This window comes from Xanthomonas sp. 4461 (assembly GCF_024806475.1).
In the GTDB taxonomy this organism is placed as follows: Bacteria; Pseudomonadota; Gammaproteobacteria; order Xanthomonadales; family Xanthomonadaceae; genus Xanthomonas; species Xanthomonas arboricola_F.
Window position 1 is genome coordinate 1,460,998 of record NZ_JANTYV010000001.1, and the last position, 23,298, is coordinate 1,484,295.

Annotated in this window: 20 protein-coding genes and 1 other RNA gene; 11 read left to right on the plus strand and 10 right to left on the minus strand. The window is 65.1% G+C overall.

The window, feature by feature from the left end; all coding sequences use genetic code 11:
* Positions 1-152: 152 nt before the first annotated feature.
* Positions 153-2,126, plus strand: coding sequence for a transglycosylase SLT domain-containing protein (locus tag FHY19_RS06225; RefSeq protein WP_259163075.1), 1,974 nt, complete (start codon positions 153-155; stop codon positions 2,124-2,126).
* Between the two features lie 280 nt (positions 2,127-2,406).
* Here FHY19_RS06225 and FHY19_RS06230 read toward each other — a convergent pair whose 3' ends face one another.
* The 5 genes from FHY19_RS06230 to pssA form a co-directional block, all read right to left on the minus strand.
* Positions 2,407-3,504, minus strand: coding sequence for a pectate lyase (locus tag FHY19_RS06230; RefSeq protein ID WP_259164072.1), 1,098 nt, complete (start codon positions 3,502-3,504; stop codon positions 2,407-2,409).
* A 286-nt stretch (positions 3,505-3,790) separates the two neighbouring features.
* A complete protein-coding gene (locus FHY19_RS06235) occupies positions 3,791-4,924 on the minus strand; it encodes a pectate lyase (RefSeq protein ID WP_259156483.1) in 1,134 nt (377 codons plus the stop codon).
* 823 nt (positions 4,925-5,747) lie between these two features.
* Positions 5,748-6,230, minus strand: coding sequence for a ribosomal protein S18-alanine N-acetyltransferase (gene rimI, locus FHY19_RS06240; protein ID WP_259163076.1), 483 nt, complete (start codon positions 6,228-6,230; stop codon positions 5,748-5,750).
* Complete coding sequence (locus tag FHY19_RS06245; protein WP_259163077.1) at positions 6,227-6,691, minus strand: DNA polymerase III subunit psi; 465 nt, start codon at positions 6,689-6,691, stop codon at positions 6,227-6,229. Before FHY19_RS06245 ends, rimI begins: the two co-directional genes overlap by 4 nt.
* A 10-nt stretch (positions 6,692-6,701) precedes the next feature.
* A complete protein-coding gene (gene pssA / locus FHY19_RS06250; protein WP_259156489.1) occupies positions 6,702-7,475 on the minus strand; it encodes a CDP-diacylglycerol--serine O-phosphatidyltransferase in 774 nt (257 codons plus the stop codon).
* A gap of 123 nt (positions 7,476-7,598) precedes the next feature.
* Here pssA and FHY19_RS06255 point away from each other — a divergent pair, with 123 nt between their 5' ends.
* From FHY19_RS06255 to FHY19_RS06265, 3 genes are all read left to right on the plus strand, one after another.
* Positions 7,599-7,997, plus strand: coding sequence for a DUF4124 domain-containing protein (locus tag FHY19_RS06255; protein WP_259156490.1), 399 nt, complete (start codon positions 7,599-7,601; stop codon positions 7,995-7,997).
* A gap of 273 nt (positions 7,998-8,270) precedes the next feature.
* The gene (locus FHY19_RS06260) at positions 8,271-9,965 is read left to right on the plus strand and encodes a proline--tRNA ligase (protein ID WP_259163078.1); all 1,695 of its coding nucleotides are present in this window, start codon (positions 8,271-8,273) and stop codon (positions 9,963-9,965) included.
* A gap of 143 nt (positions 9,966-10,108) precedes the next feature.
* The gene (locus FHY19_RS06265) at positions 10,109-10,573 is read left to right on the plus strand and encodes an H-NS family nucleoid-associated regulatory protein (protein ID WP_259156493.1); all 465 of its coding nucleotides are present in this window, start codon (positions 10,109-10,111) and stop codon (positions 10,571-10,573) included.
* Positions 10,574-10,632: 59 nt separating this feature from the next.
* Here the strand turns inward: FHY19_RS06265 and FHY19_RS06270 are convergent, their stop codons facing one another.
* On the minus strand, positions 10,633-11,892 hold the full coding sequence (locus FHY19_RS06270) for a threonine/serine exporter family protein (RefSeq protein ID WP_259156494.1): 1,260 nt from the start codon (positions 11,890-11,892) through the stop codon (positions 10,633-10,635).
* Positions 11,893-11,941: 49 nt separating this feature from the next.
* On the opposite strand from FHY19_RS06270, the gene FHY19_RS06275 reads away from it, so the two are divergent.
* The 4 genes from FHY19_RS06275 to FHY19_RS06290 all read left to right on the plus strand — a co-directional run bounded on the left by FHY19_RS06275 (position 11,942) and on the right by FHY19_RS06290 (position 15,663).
* Positions 11,942-13,171 (plus strand): ABC transporter permease, encoded by a 1,230-nt coding sequence (locus FHY19_RS06275; protein ID WP_259156496.1) that lies wholly within the window; start codon positions 11,942-11,944, stop codon positions 13,169-13,171.
* Between the two features lie 85 nt (positions 13,172-13,256).
* On the plus strand, positions 13,257-14,093 hold the full coding sequence (locus FHY19_RS06280) for an ABC transporter ATP-binding protein (RefSeq protein ID WP_259156499.1): 837 nt from the start codon (positions 13,257-13,259) through the stop codon (positions 14,091-14,093).
* A 2-nt stretch (positions 14,094-14,095) separates the two neighbouring features.
* Positions 14,096-15,022: an MlaD family protein gene (locus tag FHY19_RS06285; protein ID WP_005991785.1), complete on the plus strand. Its 927-nt coding sequence runs from the start codon at positions 14,096-14,098 to the stop codon at positions 15,020-15,022.
* Entirely contained in the window at positions 15,019-15,663 is a 645-nt protein-coding gene (locus FHY19_RS06290; protein WP_259163079.1) for an ABC-type transport auxiliary lipoprotein family protein, read from the plus strand. The genes FHY19_RS06285 and FHY19_RS06290 overlap by 4 nt, the downstream gene beginning before the upstream one ends.
* A gap of 22 nt (positions 15,664-15,685) precedes the next feature.
* On the opposite strand, the gene FHY19_RS06295 is transcribed toward FHY19_RS06290, so the two are convergent.
* Both FHY19_RS06295 and FHY19_RS06300 read right to left on the minus strand, forming a co-directional pair.
* Positions 15,686-15,761, minus strand: a non-coding RNA gene (locus tag FHY19_RS06295) — sX9 sRNA.
* Between the two features lie 745 nt (positions 15,762-16,506).
* The gene (locus FHY19_RS06300) at positions 16,507-17,106 is read right to left on the minus strand and encodes an alpha-ketoglutarate-dependent dioxygenase AlkB (protein WP_259163080.1); all 600 of its coding nucleotides are present in this window, start codon (positions 17,104-17,106) and stop codon (positions 16,507-16,509) included.
* 125 nt (positions 17,107-17,231) lie between these two features.
* Here FHY19_RS06300 and FHY19_RS06305 point away from each other — a divergent pair, with 125 nt between their 5' ends.
* A complete protein-coding gene (locus FHY19_RS06305; RefSeq protein WP_259163081.1) occupies positions 17,232-18,881 on the plus strand; it encodes an electron transfer flavoprotein-ubiquinone oxidoreductase in 1,650 nt (549 codons plus the stop codon).
* Between the two features lie 30 nt (positions 18,882-18,911).
* Here the strand turns inward: FHY19_RS06305 and FHY19_RS06310 are convergent, their stop codons facing one another.
* Both FHY19_RS06310 and FHY19_RS06315 read right to left on the minus strand, forming a co-directional pair.
* Entirely contained in the window at positions 18,912-19,544 is a 633-nt protein-coding gene (locus FHY19_RS06310; RefSeq protein ID WP_259163082.1) for a CoA transferase subunit B, read from the minus strand.
* Positions 19,544-20,275: a CoA transferase subunit A gene (locus FHY19_RS06315; RefSeq protein WP_259163083.1), complete on the minus strand. Its 732-nt coding sequence runs from the start codon at positions 20,273-20,275 to the stop codon at positions 19,544-19,546. Before FHY19_RS06315 ends, FHY19_RS06310 begins: the two co-directional genes overlap by 1 nt.
* Positions 20,276-20,408: 133 nt before the next feature.
* Here FHY19_RS06315 and FHY19_RS06320 point away from each other — a divergent pair, with 133 nt between their 5' ends.
* Together FHY19_RS06320 and FHY19_RS06325 are read left to right on the plus strand one after the other, a co-directional pair.
* Positions 20,409-21,755, plus strand: a complete 1,347-nt coding sequence (locus FHY19_RS06320; protein ID WP_259163084.1) for a phosphomannomutase — start codon at positions 20,409-20,411, stop codon at positions 21,753-21,755.
* Positions 21,756-21,801: 46 nt separating this feature from the next.
* On the plus strand, positions 21,802-23,205 hold the full coding sequence (locus tag FHY19_RS06325; RefSeq protein WP_259163085.1) for a mannose-1-phosphate guanylyltransferase/mannose-6-phosphate isomerase: 1,404 nt from the start codon (positions 21,802-21,804) through the stop codon (positions 23,203-23,205).
* The last annotated feature ends 93 nt before the right edge of the window (positions 23,206-23,298 follow it).

Consider the following 23,298-nt stretch of genomic DNA (forward strand, 5'->3'; position numbering starts at 1 on the left):
TCGCAGTGGGTGGTGTCTGCGCTGATGCCGACACCCGGAGCATAAGCGCATCGTCCAGACGGTCGTCGCCGGGTGGCGTCGATGTGCCGCACGCTGCCGGGTGCGATGCGTGTTCACTCAAGCGCTCAGGCGTGCTTCGGTATAGTCGCGCGATGACTTATTTCCCGCGTCTTGCCACTGTTTTCGTCGGCCTGTTGTGCCTTGGCAGCACTGCGCTGCATGCGCAAAGCCTGGATCCGCAATTGACTGCCATGCGCGATGCGATCGCTGCCGCAGAACGCGGCCAGTCCGATCCCGCCCAGCTCTCTGCATTGAGCCGCCATCCGCTGTATGGCTGGCTGGAATTCGCCACGCTCAAGCGCAACATCGACAATGTCTCCAACGCGCAGGCGCAGGGATTTTTGCAGCGTTACGCCGGCCAGCCGGTGGCCGAAAGCTTCCGCAGCGCCTGGTTGCCGGCGGTCGCGCGCCGCCAGGACTGGAGCACCTTGCTGGCCAACTGGAAGACCACCGACAACCTGGGCCTGCGCTGCGCACAGCTGACCGCGCGCCAGGCTACCGGCAAGCTGGACGCACAGTGGAGCCGCGATGCGTTGACGTTGTGGCGTAACGGCAAGGCCCTGCCCGATGCCTGCGAGCCGGTGGTGGCGGGGCTGGAGTCGCGCGGCGAACTCACCCCGGCACTGCGCTGGGAGCGGGTGGAAGCCGCTGCCGATGCGCAGCTGCCTGCAGTGATGCGTGCGGCGGCGCGCGGCTTGCCGGCGGCCGATCTGGCACTGGCCACCGATTACGCCGCCTTTCTCGACAAGGTCCACCCGCGTGCATTGGGTTGGCCCAAGACCGAGCGCAGCCGCCGCATCGCCGTCGATGGCCTGGCCAAGCTGGCCAAGACCGACCCGGACGCCGCCGAGCAACAGCTGCCGCAGTTCGCCAGCGCGCTGGGCTTGAGCGAGGCGCAACGCGGGCAGGTGCTGTATCAGATCGCGTTGTGGACGGTGGCGTCCTACCTGCCGGATTCGGCCCGCCGGCTCAACGCGGTGCCCGATGCAGCCTACGACGAGCGCCTGCACGAATGGCGCGCGCGCGAGGCGATGTCGCGCGGCGATTGGCCTGCGGCATTGGCCGCCATCCGCAGAATGCCTGCCAGCCAGCGCGCCGATTCGCGCTGGCAGTATTTCGAAGCGCGCCTCACCGAAAAGACCGGTTCGGCGGCGGCCGCACAACCGCTGTATCGCGCCGCTGCGCAGTCGCCGACCTTCCACGGCTTCCTGGCCGCCGACCGCCTGCAGCAGCCGTATCGGCTATGCCCGTGGGAGCCCAAGGACAGCCCGCAGGCAAAGGCCGCAGTAGCGCGCGACCCGGCATTGACCCGTGCGATTGCGTTGTTCCAGATCGATCGCCCCGGTTGGGCCGTGGCCGAATGGAACGATGCCGCCAGCCGCTTCGACGACACCCAGCGCCGCCTGGCAGTGGGAGTGGCCAGCGACAACGGCTGGTTCGACCGCGCGGTGTTTGCGCTCGGCAAACAGCCGGACGAGCAACGACTGTATTCGTTGCGTTTCCCGTTGCATCACGATGACAGCATTCGCCGCGAAGCCGCCAAGAATGCCATCGACCCTGCATGGGTCGCCGCAGAGATTCGTGCCGAAAGCATCTTCAATCCGCGTGCGCGGTCGCCTGCCAACGCCATGGGCTTGATGCAGGTATTGCCCGGCACCGGCGCGGCGGTCGCCAAGGGCATCGCCCTGCCCGGCTACGCAGGCGCCGCCAGCCTGTACGAGCCGGACACCAACATCGCCATCGGCACCGCGTACCTGCGCCAGTTGCTCAACACCTACGGCCTGCCCTATCTCACCATCGCCGCCTACAACGCCGGCCCCGGCCCGACCGGCCGCTGGCAATCGCAACGGCCGGGCTTCGATCCGGACTTCTGGATCGAGACCATCAGCTACAAGGAAACCCGCGAGTACGTTGCGCGTGTGCTGGCTTTCAGCGTGATCTACGACTGGCGCCTCAACGGCGACATGCTGCCGCTGAGCGACCGGCTGATGGGCAAGCTGGTGGACAAGCGCCAGAAACCGGTGTGCACGCCTGGCCAGAGCGCGAGCAACGCAGCGCAGGACTGAGCGCACTTGCGCCGACGGGCATGGCCGCGCGGCCCAACGGTCGCGTTTGTGCCAGTGCGTTGTTCGACGCGAACTTTGCTTCATCGACGTGCGATACCGCGCCGCTTGCAGGACACGTGGCGATTGCATCGTTTGAAGCGCACTGGCGTTGCGTGCTGGCCTCGTCGACTGTTCTCAAGCGGGCATCCACGGTAACCGGGCAAACGCACAACGCCCGCATCGCTGCGGGCGTTGTGTGATGGTCTGCAGCGCTGCAACCATCGCAGCGCTGCATCGCGCGTTACAGCTTGCCGGCGCCGGCCTTGGCCTTGACGTCTGCAGCCACCTTGTTGGCAGACAGCAGGTTGTAGGTGTAAGGCGGTTTCCAGCCGATGTTGCTGTTCCAGGAGCAGCTCAAGGCCTTGCCATTGAGCAGCGAGCCCTGGTCGCGGTACACGCTGCCCTTGTAATCGGCAGCGATCTTGTCGCAGCTGCTCACGCCGCTGATATCGAAGGCATTGTTCTCGGAGAAGATCTTCGATTCCTTGCCTACGCCATGCGCGTGCGAGAACGGGTAGACCTTATTGCTGGTGCTGCCCACGTGGTAGTTGTTGTACAGATGCACCTGGCCGAAACGCACCCGCGGTGCACGTGCGGAAATGTTTTCGAACAAGGTGTTGTGGATGGTCACCTTGAGCTTGCCGCTGTCGGTGCTGGACGCGCTGTCGCTGGAACCGATCAGGCTGTTCTTCTCGTGCGACTTGAATGCCGAGTACGAGATGGTCACGAAGTTGGCGCCCTTCTTGACGTCCATCGCGCCATCGTGGTGCTGCTTGGGTCGGCCATTGGCGGTGCCGTTCTGATCGTCGGTGCGACGACCATCGGTAAAGGTCACGTGGTCCACCCAGACATTGGTGGCACCTTCCACGGTCAGGCCGTCGTACTCGGAATTCCAGTTGCCTTTGTCGCCATCGCCGGCATCCCACTTCGGTTCCGGATCCCACGGATTTTCGATGGTGAGGTTGCGCACGATGACGTCGTTGGCCTTGACGTAGAAATAGCCTTCGCGGATTTCTGCATTGGTACCGACGCCGATCAGCGTGGTCTTGGTCGGGATATCCAGACGCGCGCGCGTCTTCATGTCCGAGGTCTTGGTGTAGGCCTTGCCTTCGCTGATGTCGATGACACCCTTGACCTTGATGATGCGCCCGTTACTGCCCGCGCCGGCCTTCAGCGCAGCCTTCAATTGCGCTGCATTGGTGACGGTATAGATGTCCGCTGCAGAGGCTTTGGAACCGCCCTTTGTGCCGCCGTTCTGGGTGGCCCAGCCGGTGGTGGCAACTTCCAGCGCAGGGTCTGCTGCATAGGCGGTGGTCGACAACAACGCGGCGCTCAACATAACGCCCACAACGGTACGTCCCACAACAGTCGATGCGTTCGACATGGTGATGAAGTCTCTTGATTGAGTGATGCGTGACACGCCGCTGCGCGGCGTGCTCCCCGTGCGTTCGCCCAGGCCAACAGGCCAGTCCCCTAGCGAACCCGGCCGATGCTAATGCTTCTGTACATTATTTAAAAGTACATTTTCAACATGTTGCACCTGCGTTTCTGGAATGGCTACGCGCCACGCGCAGCGCACGTTGTCGTGCACTGCGCGTGGCAACGTTTTCAGCAAGTGCGATCGCTTACAGCTTGCCGGCGCCTGCTTTTGCCTTGACGTCCGCAGCCACCTTGTCGGCCGACAGCAGGCTGTAGGTGTAAGGCGGCGTCCAGCCGATGTTGCTGTTCCAGGAGCAGCTCAAGGCCTTGCCATTGAGCAGCGAGCCCTGGTCGCGATACACGCTGCCACCGTAGTCGGCGGCGATCTTGTCGCAGCTGCTCACGCCGCTGATGTCGAACACGTTGCGCTCGGAAAAGATCTTCGATTCCTTGCCCACGCCATGCGCGTGCGAGAACGGGTAGACCTTATTGCTGGTACTGCCCACGTGGTAGTTGTTGTACAGATGCACCTGGCCGAAACGCACACGCGGTGCACGTGCGGAGATGTTCTCGAACAAGGTGTTGTGGATGGTCACCTTGAGCTTGCCGCTATCGGTGCTGGAGGCGCTGTCGCTGGAACCGATCAGGTCGTTCTTCTCGTGCGACTTGAACGCGGAGTAGGAAATGGTGACGAAGTTGGCGCCCTTCTTGACGTCCATCGCGCCATCGTGATGCTGCTTGGGTCGGCCATTGGCGGTGCCGTTCTGATCGTCGGTGCGGCGACCATCGGTAAAGGTCACGTGGTCCACCCAGACGTTGGTGGCGCCTTCCACGGTCAGGCCGTCGTACTCGGAATTCCAGTTGCCGGCGCTGCCGTCATCCGGATCCCAGACCGGCTCCGGGTCCCACGGATTTTCGATGGTGAGGTTGCGGATGATGACGTCGTTGGCCTTGACGTACATGTAGCCTTCGCGGATCTCGGCGTTGCTGGTGATGCCGATCAAGGTGGTCTTGGTCGGGATATCCAGACGCGCACGCGTCTTCATGTCCGAGGTCTTGGTGTACGGCTTGCCTTCGCTGACATCAATGATGCCGCTGATCTTGATGATGCGCCCGTTGCTGCCCACGCTGGCCTTCAGCGCGGCCTTCAGCTCGGCGGCATTCTTGACGGTATAGATGTTGGCAGCGGCGGCCTTGGAGCCGCCCTTGGTGCCGCCGTTCTGTGTCGCCCACCCAGTGGTGGCAACTTCCAGCGCTGGATCGGCGCTTGCAATGCCGGTGAGCAGCAACGACCCGACAAACAGCGACGCGGCGGCCGCCGTCGAAAATTTCGGCTTCATCTTGATGTCTCCCTCGAATGGGTTCGATACGCCGCGCGGCGGCGCATCCCTCGTCTAGCGACTGCGGAACGTACTTTTCATCTCTGTAATGTTCAGTTCCGCGACACGGATACTAGGAGCATCGCAATCGCTTGTATCTAGGCAATGCATCGATGTGCTCGCGCAGTCACGCAAACGGTTGCGAGACACCACAGAGAAGACAAAACGTTGTAATCAAGACATGCGGAGACAGCGCCAGGGACACTGCAGCGCAGCATGATGCGTGTCGCATTGCAGCTGGACATGCATCCGAGCCAGCGTGTTGCCGCGATCACATCTGCGCGCTTTTTTCCAGGCAAAAGCATCGGTTGCAACGTGCCGAGGCACGCGCGTGCGCGTTGCGCGCACGCTTGAGGCGTTCGATGCGAACGCACTGCATCTGGTCGAGACAAGTATGGAAACCGCGACGCGCCATGCGAGCAACCGGCACACGCAAAACCGCTGTGATGCTGCTGACCGGATGAAGCGCCTGGCACACGCGCGCTGCCTGCTACAAGCTGCCGTCAAGACAATGGGATCGACCACATCGCGCCGACCAACATCGCTGCCGCGTTGCCATGCACTCGGCAGAACATGCCAGCCGGCGTCGCTTTCGCATGCAACACCCAATACGTGTCCCAGACCCGTACGCGACTGACTGCAGCGGCCCAAGCCAAAGTGCCCTCAGGCAGGCGCGCACGTTTCATGCGCACGGCCGTCGGTATGCGCACCCGTCATGCGTGCGGTCGGCGCCTGCAATCGATTCGATGATGGGCAACCCGCCTAGGCGGGGCTGCTGCGTCGCTCAGGAAAACCCTTCGAAGAACAACTCGATCGCCATCACCAGCGCATCTTCGCGTCCGGTGTGGGAAGGGTAGTAGCGCGGGCGACGGCCGATCTCGTTGAAGCCTTCGGAGTGATACAGCGCAATCGCCGAAGGATTGGACGGACGCACCTCCAGAAATGCGCGCCGCGCGCCGCGGTCGCAGGCGCCCTTGATCAGTGCACGCAACAATGCGCGGCCATGTCCTTGCGACTGCGCTTCGGGCGCGATGCAGACGTTGAGGACATGCGCCTCGTCGGCGGCAACGCTGATGATGCCGTAGCCGATGACCTGGCCGCTCTGCTCCATCACCCAACCCGGGTAGCCCGCCTGCAGGCAATCGCGAAAGATGCTGCGCGTCCACGGAAACGGATAGGCACGTTGCTCGATCTCCATCACCACGTCCAGATCGCTTTCGCGCATGGCACGCAGCGCCGTGGGCAGCGGGGCGTTCATTGCGCTCACGCCGGGTCCTGCCGGCGACGCAGCGCGCGCAGCTGCGGCCACAGCGCGCGCTTGGCGGCCGGGTTGCCACGCAACTCGGCCAGTGGCCAGGAGGCCATCAAGGCTTGCGTCGACGGGTCGCCCGGGTCGCAACCGGACGCGCGCAGCAACGCCATCTGCAAGCGGTCGGGCAGACCAACGCGGCTGCGTCGTTGCGGTGCAGCCGCCGAACCTGTGCCGGGCACATGCGACTGCGCCGGCGCGGCGGGCGCAGTACGACGTGCCGGCGGTGCAGCTGCCGGAGCCGCCGGCGCGAGACGCGGCTCACGCACGGGTGCAGGCACCGGCGCGTGCTCTACGAGGTCAATCGGCGCAGGCGGCGCATCGGCGGTGTCGCGATCCAGATACACGGTGTGCCCCATCGCCTGCAGGCACGACACCTGCAGGTCCGACCACACCGGCTCGTGTGCAGACTCGCTCATGGGTGCAGGCTCATGGCAGCTCGGGCACGCGCCGCCAGCGCCGCCACAGCCACATCGCCGGGCCGGACAACGCGTACAGCACCCCGATCACCAGCAGCGACCGCGCCAGGTCGATCACCAGCAACGCGATCACCACCGTGGCGACCGCCAATGCCAGGAACGGCACACGGTCGGCACGCGGGCCACGCGCGCCGCCCTTGAAGCTCCAGAAGCGGATCCGGCTGACCATCAACAGCGCCGATACCACCGTGACCGCCAGCGCCACGTAGCGCAGCTGCTCGCCGTCGAAGCCCAGGCTGTCGTCGGCGAACGCCCATACGAAGGACATCATCAAGCCGGCCGCGGCCGGGCTGGCCAGACCGATGAACCAGCGCTTGTCGACCACGCCGACCTGGGTGTTGAAGCGCGCCAGCCGCAGCGCCGCGCAAGCGGCATACAAGAAGGCGGCCGACCAGCCGACCCGGCCCATCACGTTGCTGTCGTATTTCAGCGCCGACAGCGACCAGTGGTACATCACCAGCGCCGGGGCCATGCCGAAGCTGACCAGATCGGCCAGCGAGTCATACTGCACGCCGAATTCGCTGCTGGTGTTGGTCAGGCGCGCGACCCGGCCGTCCAGCCCGTCCATCACCGCCGCCACGAACACCGCCATCGCCGCCTGGACGAACTGACCATTGGCGGCGGCGATGATGGCGTAGAAACCGGAAAACAGCCCGGCGGTGGTGAACAGGTTCGGCAGCAGGTAAATCGTGCGCGAGCGCGGGGGCGGTCTCATTTCATCCATCCGGCAAGTGTAGGGCCTGAGGTCCGTCCGGCGGTAGCGCGCCCGCCCCGCCGCCGCGCGATCACTTGCCAGCGCGGGCCGTGGATGCTGCAATCGCGGGGGGAATCATCCAGGGGAAGCCACATGCACCTGTCGTCCGGGCTTTGCGCCCTGTTGCTGCTGCTCAGCGCCACTGCAGGCGCCACCGATCTGTATAAGTGGAAGGACGCCAAGGGCGTGACCCACTACACCGAAACCCCGCCGCCGACCGGCCAGCGCTACGAATCGCGTCGGATCGACGCCCGCAGCGGCACTGCGGCCATCGCCGCGCCAGAGGCTGCCACCCCGGAATCGGCGGACTGCCTCACCGCACGTCGCAACCTGGAACTGCTCAGCGGCAAGGGCGAGGTGACCATGGGCGCCGGCGACGGCAAGCCCGGCACCCCGCTGGACCCGGATGCCCGCGCCGCGCAGCGCAACCTGGCCGAAGCCGCCGCCAAGGCCTATTGCAAGCCGGCAACGACCGGCGGCCCGGCGAACTGAATCCAGCTAGCGCAGCGTGCGCGGCTGTCGGGATATTCGAGAGTGAGACAACGCACCGCACCATCGGCGCGTGGCATATCGAAGGCGACGCATCCACAGCCCCGGCACTGCGGCCGGGCTCACACGGCAGGCCGACGCTCCGGCGTCACCGCCGCCTGACCAGGCCAGCCGGAAGCCTGCCACTGCCGCTGCGCAGCGCCACGCAGCCACTGGCCGATGACCGGCAGGGCGCGACACTGGCAAACTATGGGCTTTCCGCCCAAGCGAAGCCCGATGCGTCTTTCCCAGTTTCACCTGCACACCACCAAGGAAACCCCGGCCGACGCCGAGCTGGTCAGCCACCGTCTGATGCTGCGCGCGGGCATGATCCGCAAGCTGGCCTCCGGGCTGTACACCTGGTCGCCGCTGGGCTTGCGCGTGCTGCGCAAGGTCGAGGCGATCGTGCGCGAGGAGATGAACCGCGCCGGGGCGGTGGAAGTGCTGTTCCCCACCATCCAGCCGCGCGAGCTCTGGGATGCCACCGGGCGTTGGGAAAAGTTCGGCGGGCAGTTGCTCAAGATCAGCGACCGCAAGCAGCAGGAGTTCTGCTACAGCCCCACCGCCGAAGAGGCCGCGGCCGACTTCGCGCGCCAGGAGATCAACAGCTACAAGCAGCTGCCGCTGAACTTCTACCAGATCCAGACCAAGTTCCGCGATGAGATCCGCCCGCGCTTCGGGGTGATGCGCGCGCGCGAGTTCCTGATGAAGGACGCCTACTCCTTCCATCTCACCGATGCGGACATGGCGCGCGAATACGACAACATGCGTGCGGCCTACACCCGCATCTTCACCCGCCTGGGTCTGGAGTTCCGCGCGGTGCAGGCCGACTCTGGCGCCATCGGTGGCGATGCGTCGCAGGAATTCCACGTCATCGCCGACTCCGGCGAAGACTCGCTGGCGTTCTCCACGGCCTCCGATTACGCCGCCAACGTGGAAACCGCCAGCGCCGCGCTGCCGGGTCCGCGTCCGGAAGCGGCTGAGGCCATGCGCCAGGTCGATACGCCCACCCAGAAGACCTGCGAAGACGTCGCCCAGCTGCTGGGCATCGCAATGCAGCGCACGGTCAAGTCGGTGGCGGTGATGACCGCCGCCGGCTTCGTGCTGGTGCTGGTTCGCGGCGATCACGCGGTCAACGAGATCAAGCTGGCCAAGGTGGCCGGCCTGGCCGACTACCGCCTGGCCAACGAGGCGGAAATCCGCGACCACCTCGGCTGCGAGCCGGGCTTCCTGGGGCCGGTGAACACCGCCCGCCCGGTGCGCGTGGTGGCCGATCGCGATGTCGCGGCCATGGCCGATTTCGTGGTCGGCGCCAACGTGGCCGGCGCCCACCTTGCCGGCGTCAACTGGGGCCGTGACCTGCCCGAGCCGGACACGGTGGCCGATGTGCGCAACGTCATCGACGGCGAACGCGCCGCCGATGGCGGCGAGCTGCGCCTGGCCCGCGGTATCGAGGTGGGGCACGTGTTCCAGCTCGGCAGCCAGTACGCACAGGCGCTGCAGGCCACCGTCATCGACGAAAGCGGCAAGGTCGCGGTGATGAAGATGGGCTGTTACGGCATCGGTATTTCGCGCATCGTGGCGGCGGCAATCGAACAGAACCATGATGACGCCGGCATCCTCTGGCCTGCCCCGATGGCACCGTGGCAGGTGGTGGTATGTGTGATCAACCCCAAGCAGGATGCCCAGGTGGTCGCCGCCGCCCAGGCATTGCTGGACGAATTGATCGCCGCCGGTCTCGACGCCGCATTGGACGATCGCGGCCTGCGTCCCGGCGCAATGTTTGCCGATATGGAACTATTGGGCATTCCGCATCGGGTGGTGGTCTCGGAACGTGGATTGGCAGCCGGCACATTTGAATATCGCGCCCGCACCGCCGAATCGGCGGAAAATCTGGATAAGGCCGGATTATTCTCCCGCCTGGGATGCTGATCAAACCGGGCAATCACGCTCCAATTGGATGAACACAAGGCGCCGATTTATTTCGGCGCATTTGTCATGCGGGTTTTCTGACATTATGATGGCGCCGCTGCCAAGGACCGGCATTCTTTCTCTCTCAATCTTCCGGAGTAGTGATGTCGATCGATCTTTCTGGCCTGTCGGCCAAGCAGCTGGGCGCCCTGATCAAAAATGCAAAGAAGCAGCAGACCGTGGTTGCCAAGCGCGCCCCGATCGCCAAGGTTCGCACGCAGCTGACCCGCGCGGCTAAAGCCCAGGGTTATTCCATCGAAGAATTGTTTGGTACCGCCGCCAGTGCCGGCCCGGGTCGTCCGGCCGCTGCCGGCAAGCCGGGTCCGCGCGCCGGCCGCAAGCTGGGCAAGGTTGCGCCGAAATACCGCAACCCGTCCAATGCCCAGGAAACCTGGACCGGCCGTGGCAAGCAGCCGCGCTGGCTGGCCGAACTGACCGCTGCTGGCAAGAAGGTGGAAGACTTCCTGATCAGCAAGGTCGGCGGCGCTGCAAAGAAGGCATCGGCAAAAAAGGCCGCGCCCCGCAAGACGGCCACCAAGCGCGCTGCCAAGAAGTCCAAGGCCGCTTGATCCAGTCCAATAAAAACGCCGGCATTGCCGGCGTTTTTATTGGGCGATTTTCTGGCAGCTCATAAATTCTTGCGCGCCGGAATCAGCAGGTTCCCAAACAGCAAACCAGCCATCAAAGCCATCACGATATTGGTGACCGCCAACAATGCGGCTTGTCCGACGCTGACATCCTGTTGCTGCACCAGGGTCAAAAATCCCCGCAGGCTCACGCTGCCGGGAACCAGCATGATGATGCCCGGCAATCGAATCAGCGCACCGGGTTTTTGCACCACCCGCCCAAACAGGTTCCCGGCGGCAGTCAACGCCATGGCCGAGGCAAATACTCCGGCCGGACCGCCCCAGGCATGCCCGGCATAACGCGCAATGACATAACCGGACATCGCTGCGGCCATGATCCATAAATAATCGCGCCGATTGGCCTTGAACAACACCGCAAACGCATAAGCGGCCACCAGCAACGAGGCCCATTCCACCCAGCCGGCTTGCGGACGCAAGGCAGCCACCTGGGGGTGAAGACCCATCAATTGGGTCAGCGTCACCGCAATCACCGCGCCCACCGTGAGCTTGAGCACCGTGGTCACCGCACCGGCCAGCCGCGCCGTGCCGGACACCCAGTGCTGGCTGGCCAGCTCGTTGAACGCATTGGTCAACGACATGCCCGGCAACAGCACCACCAGCGAGGCGATGATCACCGTGTTGAGATTCAGCGGCCCGACCAGCGAGGCCACCAGCGCGGCGACCACGCCAGCCAGCAGTCCGGCCAGCGCTTCGCCGGCCTCCTTGGTGGCGGGGCGTTTGTCGGTGTACTGGGTCAGCAGGCCGATCGACATGCCGATCGCGCCAGCGGTGGCGATATCCAGCCAGGGCAACTTCCACAACCCGGCCACGCCGGCCGCGGCCAGGCCGAAGGCCAGCACCTGCAAGGTCTTGCCGCGCCGGTCGACCTCACGATCCAGGCGGCGCAACGCGGTGTGGCCCTGCGCAATGCTCATGCGGCCGTTGGCCACGCTGTCGGCCACGTAGTCGGCCACGCTGAGCTTGTAGAGATCGTTCTCGCCCGGCGCCAGCCGGATCACGCGGGTGATGTCGCTGGACCCGATCGCCTTGGTCGGGTCGCTGAAGCTCAGGATGATGCCGGTGGGATTGGACCACGGCTCGCAATCCAGGCCCAGTTTCTGCGACAGACCCACCACCGCAGCCTCCAGGCGCTGCGCGGTGGTGCCATAGGAATGCAGGCGCCCGGCAATTTCCGACACGAAGGCGACGCGCTGGGCGTAGGTGGCGCTGGCGGACGGTAAGACAACGGTGGCAGCGGACATGCGTGGCGGGTCGGATCGGGAAAACGCCGTGCGGCGAGGCCGCCAGTGTATGCCGCAGCGCGCGTGGCCGGCGGCTCCGTCGGCGGCCGCACCGACATCGCTTCGGTCGCGTCCCCATCTTTCGCTCACACCGGCGCGGTATGCTGGCGCCACGGACAGGCCACCCATGATCAAACCGCAACCTCCACGCATCGAACAAGACTCGCAGGATCAGGCACAGGTCCGACTCTCCGGCAGTTGGGTCCTGGCGACCGCCCTGCCCCAGGCCGAACTGCTGCAAGCCGTGCCCGACGGGGTGCGTCGCATCGACGCGCGCGGCATCGGGCAACTGGATTCGGCCGGCGTGCTGCAGCTGCTGCGCTTTGCCGGCCGCCTGGGGCTGAAAGAAGACGCCATCGATTTCCGCGATGAACACCAGGCGCTGGTGTGCACCATCGAAGAACTCAACGACGAGCGCCCCAAGCCGAAGCGCGACTACGGCTTCGTCGCCGCGCTCGACCGCCTGGGCCGCACCACCCATGGCGTCGGCCAGGGCATCCTGGAACTGAACAGCTTTCTGGGCGAAAACATGGTCAAGATCGGGCGGCTGATCCACGAGCCGCGCCGCTTCCGCCTGACCTCCACCGTGCACCACATGGAGCAGGTCGGCCTGGATGCGGTGCCGCTGGTGGTGCTGCTGTCGTATCTGGTCGGCGCGGTGATCGCGTTTTTGGGCTCGACCATCCTGCGCGACTTCGGCGCGGAGATCTACGTGGTGGAGCTGGTGTCGATCGCCTTCCTGCGCGAGTTCGCCGTGCTGCTGACCGCCATCGTGCTGGCCGGGCGCACTGCCAGCGCGTTCACCGCGCAGATCGGGGCGATGAAGTCGCGCGAAGAGGTCGATGCCATCCGCACCCTCGGGCTGGACCCGATCGACCTGCTGGTGATTCCGCGCCTGCTGGCGCTGATCTTCACCCTGCCGCTGCTGACTTTCATCGCGATGATCGCCGGCCTGGCCGGGGGCGTCACCGTGGGCGCATTCGATCTGGATATCCCGCCGCAGATGTATCTGGCGCGCATGCACGACACCATCCAGTTGCGGCATTTCTTGGTCGGCTTGTCGAAGGCACCGTTGTTTGCGCTGGTGATCGGCCTGATCGGCTGCCTGGAAGGTTTGAAGGTCAGCGGCACCGCGCAGTCGGTGGGCGAGCGCACCACCTCCTCGGTGGTGCAGACGATTTCCTTGGTCATCATCCTCGATGCGATTGCGGCGTTGTGGTTCATGAAGATGGGGTGGTGATGAGGCGGGGATTCGACATTCGGGATTTGGGATTCGTGCAGAGCAGAAGCGAGGCGCTTGCACTGGTATTCGGGAGAGAAGTGCCTTGACCAATCCCGAATCCCCACTCCCCAATCCCGGCCCAGAGGCCGACGACGACCAGCTGGCGATTTCCGTGCGCGGGCTGACCAACCGCTTCGGCAGCCAGGTGGTGCACGAGGAACTCGATCTGGACGTGCGTCGCGGTGAGATCCTGGGCGTGGTCGGCGGCTCGGGCACCGGCAAGTCGGTGCTGATGCGCAGCATCCTGGGCCTGCGCGAGCCGGACGCCGGCAGCATCCAGGTATTGGGTGCAGACGCGCGCTCGGGCCGTTTCGCCGACCGCCAGCACATCACCCGCAATACCGGGGTGCTGTTTCAGGACGGCGCGCTGTTCTCGTCGATGACCGTCGGCGAAAACGTGCAGGTGCCGCTGAAGGAACATCACGGCGAGTTTCCCGAGCGCTGGTATTTCGAGCTGGCGCTGCTGAAGATCAAGCTGGCCGGCCTGCCGGCCGATGCGCTGGACAAGCTGCCCTCGCAATTGTCCGGCGGCATGCGCAAGCGCGCCGGCCTGGCGCGGGCGCTGGCGTTGGACCCGCCGCTGCTGTTTCTGGACGAGCCCACCGCCGGGCTGGACCCGATCGGCGCGGCCGCCTTCGACCGCCTGATCCGCACCCTGCAGCAGGCGCTGGGCCTGACCGTGTTCCTGATCACCCATGACCTGGATACGCTGTACGCCATCTGCGACCGCATCGCGGTGCTGGCCGATCGCAAGGTGATCGCCAACGCACCGCTGGCCGAGGTCGAGCAGATCGACCACCCCTGGATCCAGGAATATTTCCACGGTCCGCGTGCCCGCGCCGCGCGCGCGGCCAAGACCGACTCCACCGAGACCGCCTGAGCATGGAAACCAAAGCCAATTACGTCCTGATCGGCGCCTTCACCATCGTGGCAGGCCTGGCCTTGCTGCTGTTCGGGCTATGGGCCGCCAAGTACTCCTCCGACCGCACCTGGCAGCAGTACCGGGTGGTGTTCCGCGAGGCGGTGACCGGCCTGTCGGTCGGCAGCCCCGTGCAATACAACGGCATCGCGGTGGGCTCGATCACCGAGCTGACGCTGGCGCCGAACGACCCGCGCCAGGTGGTGGCGCATGTGCGGGTCAACTCCACCACGCCGATCAAGAGCGACACCCGCGCCAAGCTCGCCATCACCAGCCTGACCGGCCCGTCGATCATCCAGCTCTCCGGCGGCACGCCCGAGGCGCCGTCGCTGACCACCATCGACAAGAGCGATGCGCCGATCATCCAGACCACGCCCTCTGCATTGCAGAACATCACCGATACCGCCAACCGCATCGTCGAGCGCATGGACGAAATGCTCTCCGACAAGAACGTGGCCAGCATTTCGGCCACGCTGCAGAACCTGGAAAAGATCAGCGGCGGCATCGCCGACCGCGACGAAGGCATGCAGGCGCTGATCGTCAGCGCACGCGATGCCGCGCGCAATCTGGATACCACCCTGACCACCACCAATGGCACCATCAAGCGGCTGGACCAGAACCTGGTGCAGCAGCTGCCGGGCATCCTCAACAAACTGGACGCAACGCTGGTCAAGCTGGATTCGGCCGCCGGCAACGCCGACAACATCCTTGGCGAGAACCGTGCGGCCATCAACAGCTTCGCCAACGACGGCCTGGGCCAGCTCGGACCGACACTGACCGAATTGCGCGGCCTGATCCGCGACCTGCGCCGGGTCAGCGACAAACTGGACAACAACCCTGCGCGCTACCTGCTCGGTCGCGACGCACCCAAGGAGTTCGAACCGAAATGACTGCCATGCGCCTGTTGCGTCCCTTGCTGTGCGTCTCGCTGCTGGCGCTGGGCGGTTGCTCGGTCCTGACCGGTGGCGACCAGAAGCCGGCCACGATCTATGCCCCCACCGTGCGCGTCACGCCCAATCCCACCTGGCCGCAGGTGACCTGGCAGCTGGCGATCGCCAAGCCAAGCGCGGCCCGCATCGTCGACAGCCCGCGCATCAACGTGCGCCCGACCCCGGGCGAGTTGCAGGTCTACCACGGCGCCGGCTGGGCGCAACCGGCTACCGACATGCTGGAAGACAGCGTGGTGCGCGCGTTCGAAGACTCCGGCAAGATCGCCGCGGTTGCGCGCATCGGCGCCGGGATCCGCTCGGACTACAAGCTGGCGATCGACCTGCGCCGCTTCGAAGCCGATTACGCCGGCCAGTCGCTGCCCTCGGCCACGATCGAGCTCAACGCCAAGCTGCTGCATTCGGCAGATCAACGCGTGGCCGCCTCGCGCACCTTCCTGGTCGCACGCCCATCCAGCGGCACCGACACGGCTGCTGTGGCAGCGGCATTCGAACAGGCGATGACCCAGGTCACCACCGAGCTGGTCGGCTGGACCTTGGTCACCGGCCAGCAGGACAGCCAGAACCTGCCGCGCTCGTTGTAGGCGCGAACGGCAGACTCAGAGCAGCCAGGAAAACGTAGCCAGCGGCCGCCAGGTGGGCACGGACGGCGCGCAGGAGCCGGGGCATACGAGTGGTACATACCGGTTCCGAGCACCGGCCGCGCCCGCCTGGGGCTGCCGCAACGCGGCTGATCTGCTGCCTGACTGCAGGGCCCTTGCCCGCCCACCATCGCGGGACACGCTGCAAGTACGTCCTTGTAAGCTCTTACGCGGCATCCATGCCGCGTAAGGTCCCGTGACGGTGAGCGGGCAAGGGCCAGTCAAGATGGTCGGTGTGCAGGGTTTTCAGTAAAGCTGCCAGCCAACTATCTGGTGCGGTGTCCTCGCCGATTGCGGGACCGTTGGCGGAATGGATGCCGCCATCGAGCCCCCATGGACGGGTTAACGGCGTGTCCCGCGAGCGGCGAGGGCACCGCGCCTTCGATGCTGCGAGTTTGCTGCAGGGCCCTTGCCCGCCCACCGTCACGGGACACGCTGCAAGTACGTCCTTGTAAGCTCTTACGCGGCATCCATGCCGCGTAAGGTCCCGTGACGGTGGGCGGGCAAGGACCAGTCGAGATGGTCGGTTCGCAGGGTTTTCAGTAAAGCTGCCAGCCAACGGTCTGGTGCGGTGTCCTCGCCGGTTGCGGGGCCGTGTGGCGGCATGGATGCCGCCACCGAGCCTACATGGACGTACTTGCGGCGTGTCCCGCAAGCGGCGAGGGCACCGCGCCCTCGACCCACTCAGCGTTTGACATAAGCTTCTGACCGTATCAACCAAGATGCGACTAACAAAACCGCTGCGCCCCCGCCAGCCGAGCGCTCGCTACGTTTTGCTAGCCGCTCTTATCGCTGGGACACGCGCATCGCAATCTGACGAAAGGTCAGATTGATGCGCTCACCGACTGGCTTTACGGTGCGCGGCAAGGCGTGTTTGTAGTAACGCTGGGTATCGCCGCCCATCAGCAGCAGATCGCCGTGGCCCAGCTCCAGCGTCTGCTTCAACGCTGTATCGTCGCGATGCTTGAACGCAAACCGCCGCGTCGCGCCCAGGCTCAGCGATGCGATCACCGGCTGCGCGCCCAGCTCCGGCTCATCGTCACTGTGCCAGCCCATGGCATCGGCTCCGCTGCGGTAGCGGTTGACCAGCACGCTGTTGAACGGGCAGCCGGTTTCATCCTGCAGACGCGTACGCAAAGGCTGCAGCACCTCCAGCCACGGCTGCGGCGCAAACTGCGTGCCCGAGTAGCGATAGCTGGCATCGGCGTCGCCGATCCAGCTGCTCAGACGCGGCGAATCCACCACCCGCCCGAACATTCGGATGCGATGGACTTCCCACTGCACCTGGTCCAGCAGCGCCTGCATCAGCGCATCGGCATGCGCGGCCTGCAACCAGCCGCGACACCAGTGGATCTGAGCTTGCGGCAGTGCAACGCGTATTTTCATGCACAAACGCTAGCATGCGCGCGTCGGAGCGCACCGGCAGCGGCGGATGAATCGACGCGATTTGCCGCCATCACATGCAATCCCGGAAAATACGCCCCAGCCATCGAGCCAACGGGAGCGGAGCAATGTCGGAAGCGGGAATCGGCGCGCAAGCGTCAGAGACGGTCGAGCGCGACGTCATGGAATACGACGTCGTCACCGTCGGTGCCGGTCCGGCCGGGCTGTCGTTCGCGATCCGGCTCAAGCAGCTCAACCCCGAGTTGAGTGTGTGCGTGATCGAAAAATCCAGCACCATCGGCGCGCATATCCTGTCCGGCGCGGTGATCGAGCCTGGCCCGCTGGACGCGTTGCTGCCCGGCTGGCGCGACAACCCGCCACTGATCTGCGTGGCCGCCACCGACGACGAATTCTGGTTCCTCGGCAAGAACAGCGCGCGCAAGTTCCCGGTGGTGCCGCCGGGCATGCGCAACCACGGCAACTTCATCGTCAGCTTAGGGGCGATGTGCGCCTGGCTGGCGCCGCAGGCCGAAGCGCTTGGCGTGGAAATCTACCCGGGCTTTGCCGCCGCCGAGACGCTGCATGACGACAGCGGCCAGGTCATTGGCGTGCGCATCGGCGACATGGGTGTGGCCAAGGATGGTTCGCACAAGCCCGGCTATACGGCCGGCATCGATATCCGCGCCAAGGTCACCGTGCTGGCCGAAGGCGCGCGCGGGCATCTGACCAAGCGCCTGCTCACGCGCTTCGACCTTACCGCAGACAGCGACCCGCAGGGCTATTCGATCGGCATCAAGGAGTTGTGGCAGGTGCCCGAAGGCCGCGTCACGCCCGGCAAGATCGTGCACACCATCGGCTGGCCCGCCGACAATCGTACCTACGGCGGCAGCTTTCTGTATCACCTGGACAACAACCAGATCGCGCTCGGCTACGTCAGCGGGCTGGACTACAGCGACCCGAAATACCAGCCGTGGGAAGCCTTCCAGCAATGGAAAAACCACGCGCTGATCAAGTCGCTGCTGGAGGGCGGCAGCATTCTTTCGGCCGGCGCGCGTGCCATCGTCACCGGCGGCTGGCAGTCGTTGCCGAAAGTGGAAATGCCCGGCGCCCTGCTGATCGGCGACACCGCCGGCCTGCTCAACGTGCCCAAGATCAAGGGCACCCATCAGGCGATCCGCAGCGGCATGCTGGCGGCCGAACACCTGGTGCACTCACAGCTGGTACCGCAAGGCTTCGACGCCAAGCTGCGCGCCTCCGATGCGATGGCCGAGCTGAAAGAAGTGCGCAACATCAAGCCTGGCTTCAAGAAGGGCCTGTGGTTCGGCCTGCTCAATGCCGCCTGGGAAACCGCGCTCAAGGGCGCCTCGCCGTGGACGTTGAAGAACAAGGCGGACTGGTCGGCGCTGCACAAGCTCGGCGACTACGAACAACCCAAGCGCGACTACGGCACGCGCGAACTGGCACCGCGCGACCGCCTGCAGGCGGTGTATTTCGCTGCCACCGAGCATGACGAAGACCAGCCCGTGCACCTGAAGGTGCTCGACACCGACATCTGCGCCACCCGCTGCGTGCAGGAATACGACAACCCCTGCACCCGGTTCTGCCCGGCCAACGTCTACGAGATGGTCGCAGACACCAACAGCCCCTCCGGCAAGCGCCTGCAGATCAACGCCGCCAACTGCGTGCACTGCAAGACCTGCGACATCAAGGACCCCTACGAGATCATCACCTGGGTCACACCGGAGGGCGGTTCGGGGCCGAACTACCAGAACCTGTAGAAAATCAGGGGCCATCGCGGCCCCTGTCTGTTATGCGGTGTTGAACTCCACGCCGGTCTTGGCACGCAACTCCTCCAGCCCCACCCCATCGGCCGCTTCCACCAAGACCAGTCCATCGGCGGTGACATCGAACACGGCCAGGTCGGTGATGATGCGGTCGACCACGCCCACGCCGGTCAATGGCAGGTCGCACTCGGGCAGGATCTTGTGGCTGCCGTCCTTGGCCACGTGCTCCATCAGCACCACCACGCGCTTGACGCCGGCCACCAGGTCCATCGCCCCGCCCATGCCCTTGACCATCTTGCCGGGCACCATCCAGTTGGCCAGGTCGCCGCGGTCGGTGACCTGCATCGCGCCAAGGATCGCCAGGTCGATATGGCCGCCGCGGATCATCGCGAACGAGTCATGGCTGCCGAAGTAACTGGCACCGGCGCGCGCGGTCACGGTCTGCTTGCCTGCATTGATCAGGTCGGCGTCCACTTCGTCTTCGGCAGGAAACGGGCCGATGCCGAGCAGGCCATTTTCCGATTGCAGCCATACGTCCACGCCATCGGGGATGTGATTGGCCACCAGCGTCGGCAGGCCGATGCCCAGGTTGACGTAAGCGCCGTCGGTCAATTCGCGTGCCGCGCGTGCGGCCATCTGATCTCGGGTCCAGGCCATCAGTGCTGTCCTTCGCGCACGGTGCGCTGTTCGATGCGTTTTTCCGGTGCGGTGTTGAGCACCAGCCGGTCGACGTAGATGCCAGGCAGATGCACCTGGTCCGGGTCGATCGTGCCCAGCTCCACGATTTCCTCGACCTCGGCAATGCAGACGCGGCCAGCCATGGCGCAGGCCGGGTTGAAATTGCGCGCGGTCTTGCGGAAGACCAGGTTGCCGGCGGTATCGGCGCGCCACGCCTTGACCAGCGCGACATCGGCATGCAGCGCCGTTTCCAGCACATAGTGCTTGCCGTCGAATTGCCGGGTTTCCTTGCCCTCGGCCACGATGGTGCCGTAGCCGGTAGCGGTGTAGAACGCGGGAATTCCCGCACCGCCCGCACGCAGGCGCTCGGCCAGGGTGCCCTGCGGATTGAATTCCAGCTCGAGCTCGCCAGCCAGATACTGGCGCTCGAATTCCTTGTTTTCGCCAACGTAGGACGAAATCATCTTGCGGATCTGCCGGGTGGCCAGGAGTTGACCGAGTCCGAATCCATCGACGCCGGCGTTGTTGGAAATCACCGTCAATCCGCCGACCCCGCTGTCGCGCACGGCGGCGATCAGGGCCTCGGGAATCCCGCACAAACCAAAGCCGCCCACCGCCAGCGTCTGGCCATCGGCCAGCACGCCATCCAGCGCCGCCGTTGCGTCGGCATAGCGTTTACCGCCGGCCTCACCCTCTCCATCGTTGCGCATCACCGCCCTCGCCTCGCTGATGTAAACGCCCATTCTAGCCGCTGACTGTTCCCTGTCCCCGGTCGCAATTCCGCCACACCCAAGACACGGCGCACCCGCTAAACTCGGCTGTCCCCCACCACAGGAATTGCCCATGACGCTACCCGCCTTCAAGGCCTACGATATTCGCGGCCGCGTGCCGGATGAACTCAACGAGGACTTGGCCCGCCGGATCGGCGTGGCACTGGCGGCGCAGCTGGATCAAGGGCCCGTGGTCCTGGGCCACGATGTGCGCCTGGCCAGCCCGGCCTTGCAGGAAGCGCTGTCGGCAGGCCTGCGTGCCAGCGGCCGCGAGGTGATCGACATCGGCCTGTGCGGTACCGAGGAGGTCTATTTCCAGACCGATTACCTCAAGGCCGCCGGCGGCGTGATGGTCACCGCCAGCCACAATCCGATGGACTACAACGGCATGAAGCTGGTGCGCGAGCAGGCCCGGCCGATCAGTTCCGATACCGGCCTGTTCGCGATCCGCGATACGGTTGCTGCCGATACCGCCGCAGCCGGGGAGCCTACCGCAAGCGAGCACAGCCGCACCGACAAGACCGCCTATCTTGAGCACCTGCTCAGCTACGTCGACCGCAGCACGCTCAAGCCGCTCAAGCTGGTCGTCAATGCGGGCAACGGCGGTGCGGGCCTGATCGTGGATCTGCTTGCACCGCATCTGCCATTCGAATTCGTGCGTGTGTTCCATGAACCGGACGGCAACTTTCCCAACGGCATTCCCAACCCGCTGCTGCCGGAAAACCGCGATGCGACCGCCAAGGCGGTCAAGGATCACGGTGCCGACTTCGGCATCGCGTGGGATGGCGACTTCGATCGCTGCTTCTTCTTCGACCACACCGGCCGCTTCATCGAAGGCTATTACCTGGTCGGCCTGCTGGCCCAGGCGATCCTGGCCAAACAGCCCGGCGGCAAGGTCGTGCACGATCCGCGCCTGACCTGGAACACGGTGGAGCAGGTCGAAGAAGCCGGCGGCATTCCGGTGCTGTGCAAGAGCGGCCACGCCTTCATCAAGGAAAAGATGCGCAGCGAAAACGCCGTGTATGGCGGCGAGATGAGTGCGCACCATTATTTCCGCGAGTTCGCCTACGCCGACTCCGGCATGATCCCGTGGCTGCTGATCGCCGAGCTGGTGTCGCAGTCCGGTCGTTCGCTGGCCGACCTGGTCGAAGCGCGCATGCAGAAGTTCCCGTGCAGCGGCGAGATCAACTTCAAGGTTGCCGATGCCAAGGCCTCGGTCGCCCGCGTGATGGAACACTACGTCGACCTGTCGCCCGAGCTGGACTACACCGACGGCATCAGTGCGGATTTCGGCCAGTGGCGCTTCAACCTGCGCAGCTCCAACACCGAGCCGCTGTTGCGCCTGAACGTGGAAACGCGCGGCGATGCCGCACTGCTGGAAAGCCGCACACAAGAGATTTCCGACTTGCTGCGCGACTGATCTACCATTCTCCCCCACCTTTGACGCACTGGAGTTTCCCCCGCTCATGAGCGACGTCCTTCCGATTATTCTGTCCGGCGGTTCCGGCACGCGCCTGTGGCCGTTGTCGCGCGAATCCTATCCCAAGCAGTTCCTGCCGCTGGTCGGCGACAAGAGCATGTTGCAGGCCACCTGGTTGCGTTCGGCGCCTGTGGCCGGGCACTCCCCTATCGTGGTCGCCAATGAAGAACATCGCTTCATGGCCGCCGAGCAATTGCAGCAACTCGGCGTAAAGCCGTCTGCGATTCTGCTTGAGCCGAAGGGCCGCAACACCGCACCGGCGATTGCCGTGGCCGCGCTTGAAGCAACCCGCGACGGTACCGATCCGCTGTTGCTGGTGCTGCCATCGGATCATGTGATTCGCGACGAAGCCGCCTTCCAGGCCGCCGTGACGGTTGCCGCCGCTGCCGCAGAGCAAGGCAAGCTGGTCACCTTCGGCATCAAGCCGACCGCGCCCGAAACCGGCTACGGCTACATCAAGGCCGGTGCCGGGACGGGCGCCACCGCCGTCGAGCGTTTCGTCGAGAAGCCCGACCTGGCCACCGCGCAGGGTTACCTCGCCAGCGGCGAGTACTACTGGAACAGCGGCATGTTCCTGTTCCGTGCCTCGCGCTACCTGGAGGAACTGCGCAAGTTCCACCCGGCCATTGCCGATGCCTGCCAGAAAGCCTGGGAAAACGGCAAGCGCGATGCCGACTTCACCCGCCTGGACAAGGACGCGTTCGCAGCCAGCCCGTCGGATTCGATCGACTACGCGGTGATGGAAAAGACCGCCGATGCGGTCGTGGTCCCACTGGATGCCGGCTGGAACGATGTCGGTTCGTGGTCGTCGCTGCTGGATGTGTCCGAGCAGGACGCCCACGGCAACGCGCATCATGGCGACGTGATCCAGGTCGACTGCCGCAATACCTACGCCTACGGCTCGCGCCTGATCGCCATGGTCGGCTTGGAAGACGTGGTCGTCGTCGAGACGCCGGACGCCGTGCTGGTCGGTCATCGCGATCGCATCCAGGAGGTCAAGGACGTGGTCGGCCAGATCAAGACGGCTGGCCGTTCCGAGGCCACCTGGCATCGCAAGGTCTATCGTCCGTGGGGCGCCTACGATTCCATCGACATGGGCCAGCGCCACCAGGTCAAGCGCATCACCGTCAAACCCGGTGCCGTGCTGAGCCTGCAGATGCACCACCATCGTGCCGAACACTGGATCGTGGTGAGCGGAACCGCCGAGGTCACCCGTGGCGACGAGGTCCTGCTGCTGACCGAAAACCAGAGTACCTACATCCCGCTGGGCGTGACCCACCGTCTGCGCAATCCGGGCAAGTTGCCGCTGGAGCTGATCGAAGTGCAGTCCGGCAGCTACCTGGGCGAAGACGACATCGTGCGTTTTGAAGATACCTACGGCCGAGCTTGACCGCTCGCTTGCGCTATCTGTCCTGAACAAAAAACAGCCGGGATTCCCGGCTGTTTTTCGTTGTGGATCTGGTCCGCGGCATCACCGCGACCC

What these genes read in the sequence shown, in the direction of transcription:
- FHY19_RS06265 (WP_259156493.1), top strand. Translation starts at nt 10,109, where the DNA reads ATGTCGATCGATCTTTCTGGCCTGTCGGCCAAGCAGCTGGGCGCCCTG.
- FHY19_RS06300 (WP_259163080.1), bottom strand. Translation starts at nt 17,106, where the DNA reads ATGAAAATACGCGTTGCACTGCCGCAAGCTCAGATCCACTGGTGTCGC.
- FHY19_RS06230 (WP_259164072.1), bottom strand. Translation starts at nt 3,504, where the DNA reads ATGTTGAGCGCCGCGTTGTTGTCGACCACCGCCTATGCAGCAGACCCT.
- pssA (WP_259156489.1), bottom strand. Translation starts at nt 7,475, where the DNA reads ATGGATGAAATGAGACCGCCCCCGCGCTCGCGCACGATTTACCTGCTG.
- FHY19_RS06320 (WP_259163084.1), top strand. Translation starts at nt 20,409, where the DNA reads ATGACGCTACCCGCCTTCAAGGCCTACGATATTCGCGGCCGCGTGCCG.
- FHY19_RS06275 (WP_259156496.1), top strand. Translation starts at nt 11,942, where the DNA reads ATGCCGCAGCGCGCGTGGCCGGCGGCTCCGTCGGCGGCCGCACCGACA.
- FHY19_RS06245 (WP_259163077.1), bottom strand. Translation starts at nt 6,691, where the DNA reads ATGAGCGAGTCTGCACACGAGCCGGTGTGGTCGGACCTGCAGGTGTCG.
- FHY19_RS06260 (WP_259163078.1), top strand. Translation starts at nt 8,271, where the DNA reads ATGCGTCTTTCCCAGTTTCACCTGCACACCACCAAGGAAACCCCGGCC.
- FHY19_RS06290 (WP_259163079.1), top strand. Translation starts at nt 15,019, where the DNA reads ATGACTGCCATGCGCCTGTTGCGTCCCTTGCTGTGCGTCTCGCTGCTG.
- FHY19_RS06325 (WP_259163085.1), top strand. Translation starts at nt 21,802, where the DNA reads ATGAGCGACGTCCTTCCGATTATTCTGTCCGGCGGTTCCGGCACGCGC.
- FHY19_RS06225 (WP_259163075.1), top strand. Translation starts at nt 153, where the DNA reads ATGACTTATTTCCCGCGTCTTGCCACTGTTTTCGTCGGCCTGTTGTGC.
- FHY19_RS06310 (WP_259163082.1), bottom strand. Translation starts at nt 19,544, where the DNA reads ATGGCCTGGACCCGAGATCAGATGGCCGCACGCGCGGCACGCGAATTG.
- FHY19_RS06270 (WP_259156494.1), bottom strand. Translation starts at nt 11,892, where the DNA reads ATGTCCGCTGCCACCGTTGTCTTACCGTCCGCCAGCGCCACCTACGCC.
- FHY19_RS06235 (WP_259156483.1), bottom strand. Translation starts at nt 4,924, where the DNA reads ATGAAGCCGAAATTTTCGACGGCGGCCGCCGCGTCGCTGTTTGTCGGG.
- FHY19_RS06315 (WP_259163083.1), bottom strand. Translation starts at nt 20,275, where the DNA reads ATGCGCAACGATGGAGAGGGTGAGGCCGGCGGTAAACGCTATGCCGAC.
- FHY19_RS06305 (WP_259163081.1), top strand. Translation starts at nt 17,232, where the DNA reads ATGTCGGAAGCGGGAATCGGCGCGCAAGCGTCAGAGACGGTCGAGCGC.
- FHY19_RS06255 (WP_259156490.1), top strand. Translation starts at nt 7,599, where the DNA reads ATGCACCTGTCGTCCGGGCTTTGCGCCCTGTTGCTGCTGCTCAGCGCC.
- FHY19_RS06285 (WP_005991785.1), top strand. Translation starts at nt 14,096, where the DNA reads ATGGAAACCAAAGCCAATTACGTCCTGATCGGCGCCTTCACCATCGTG.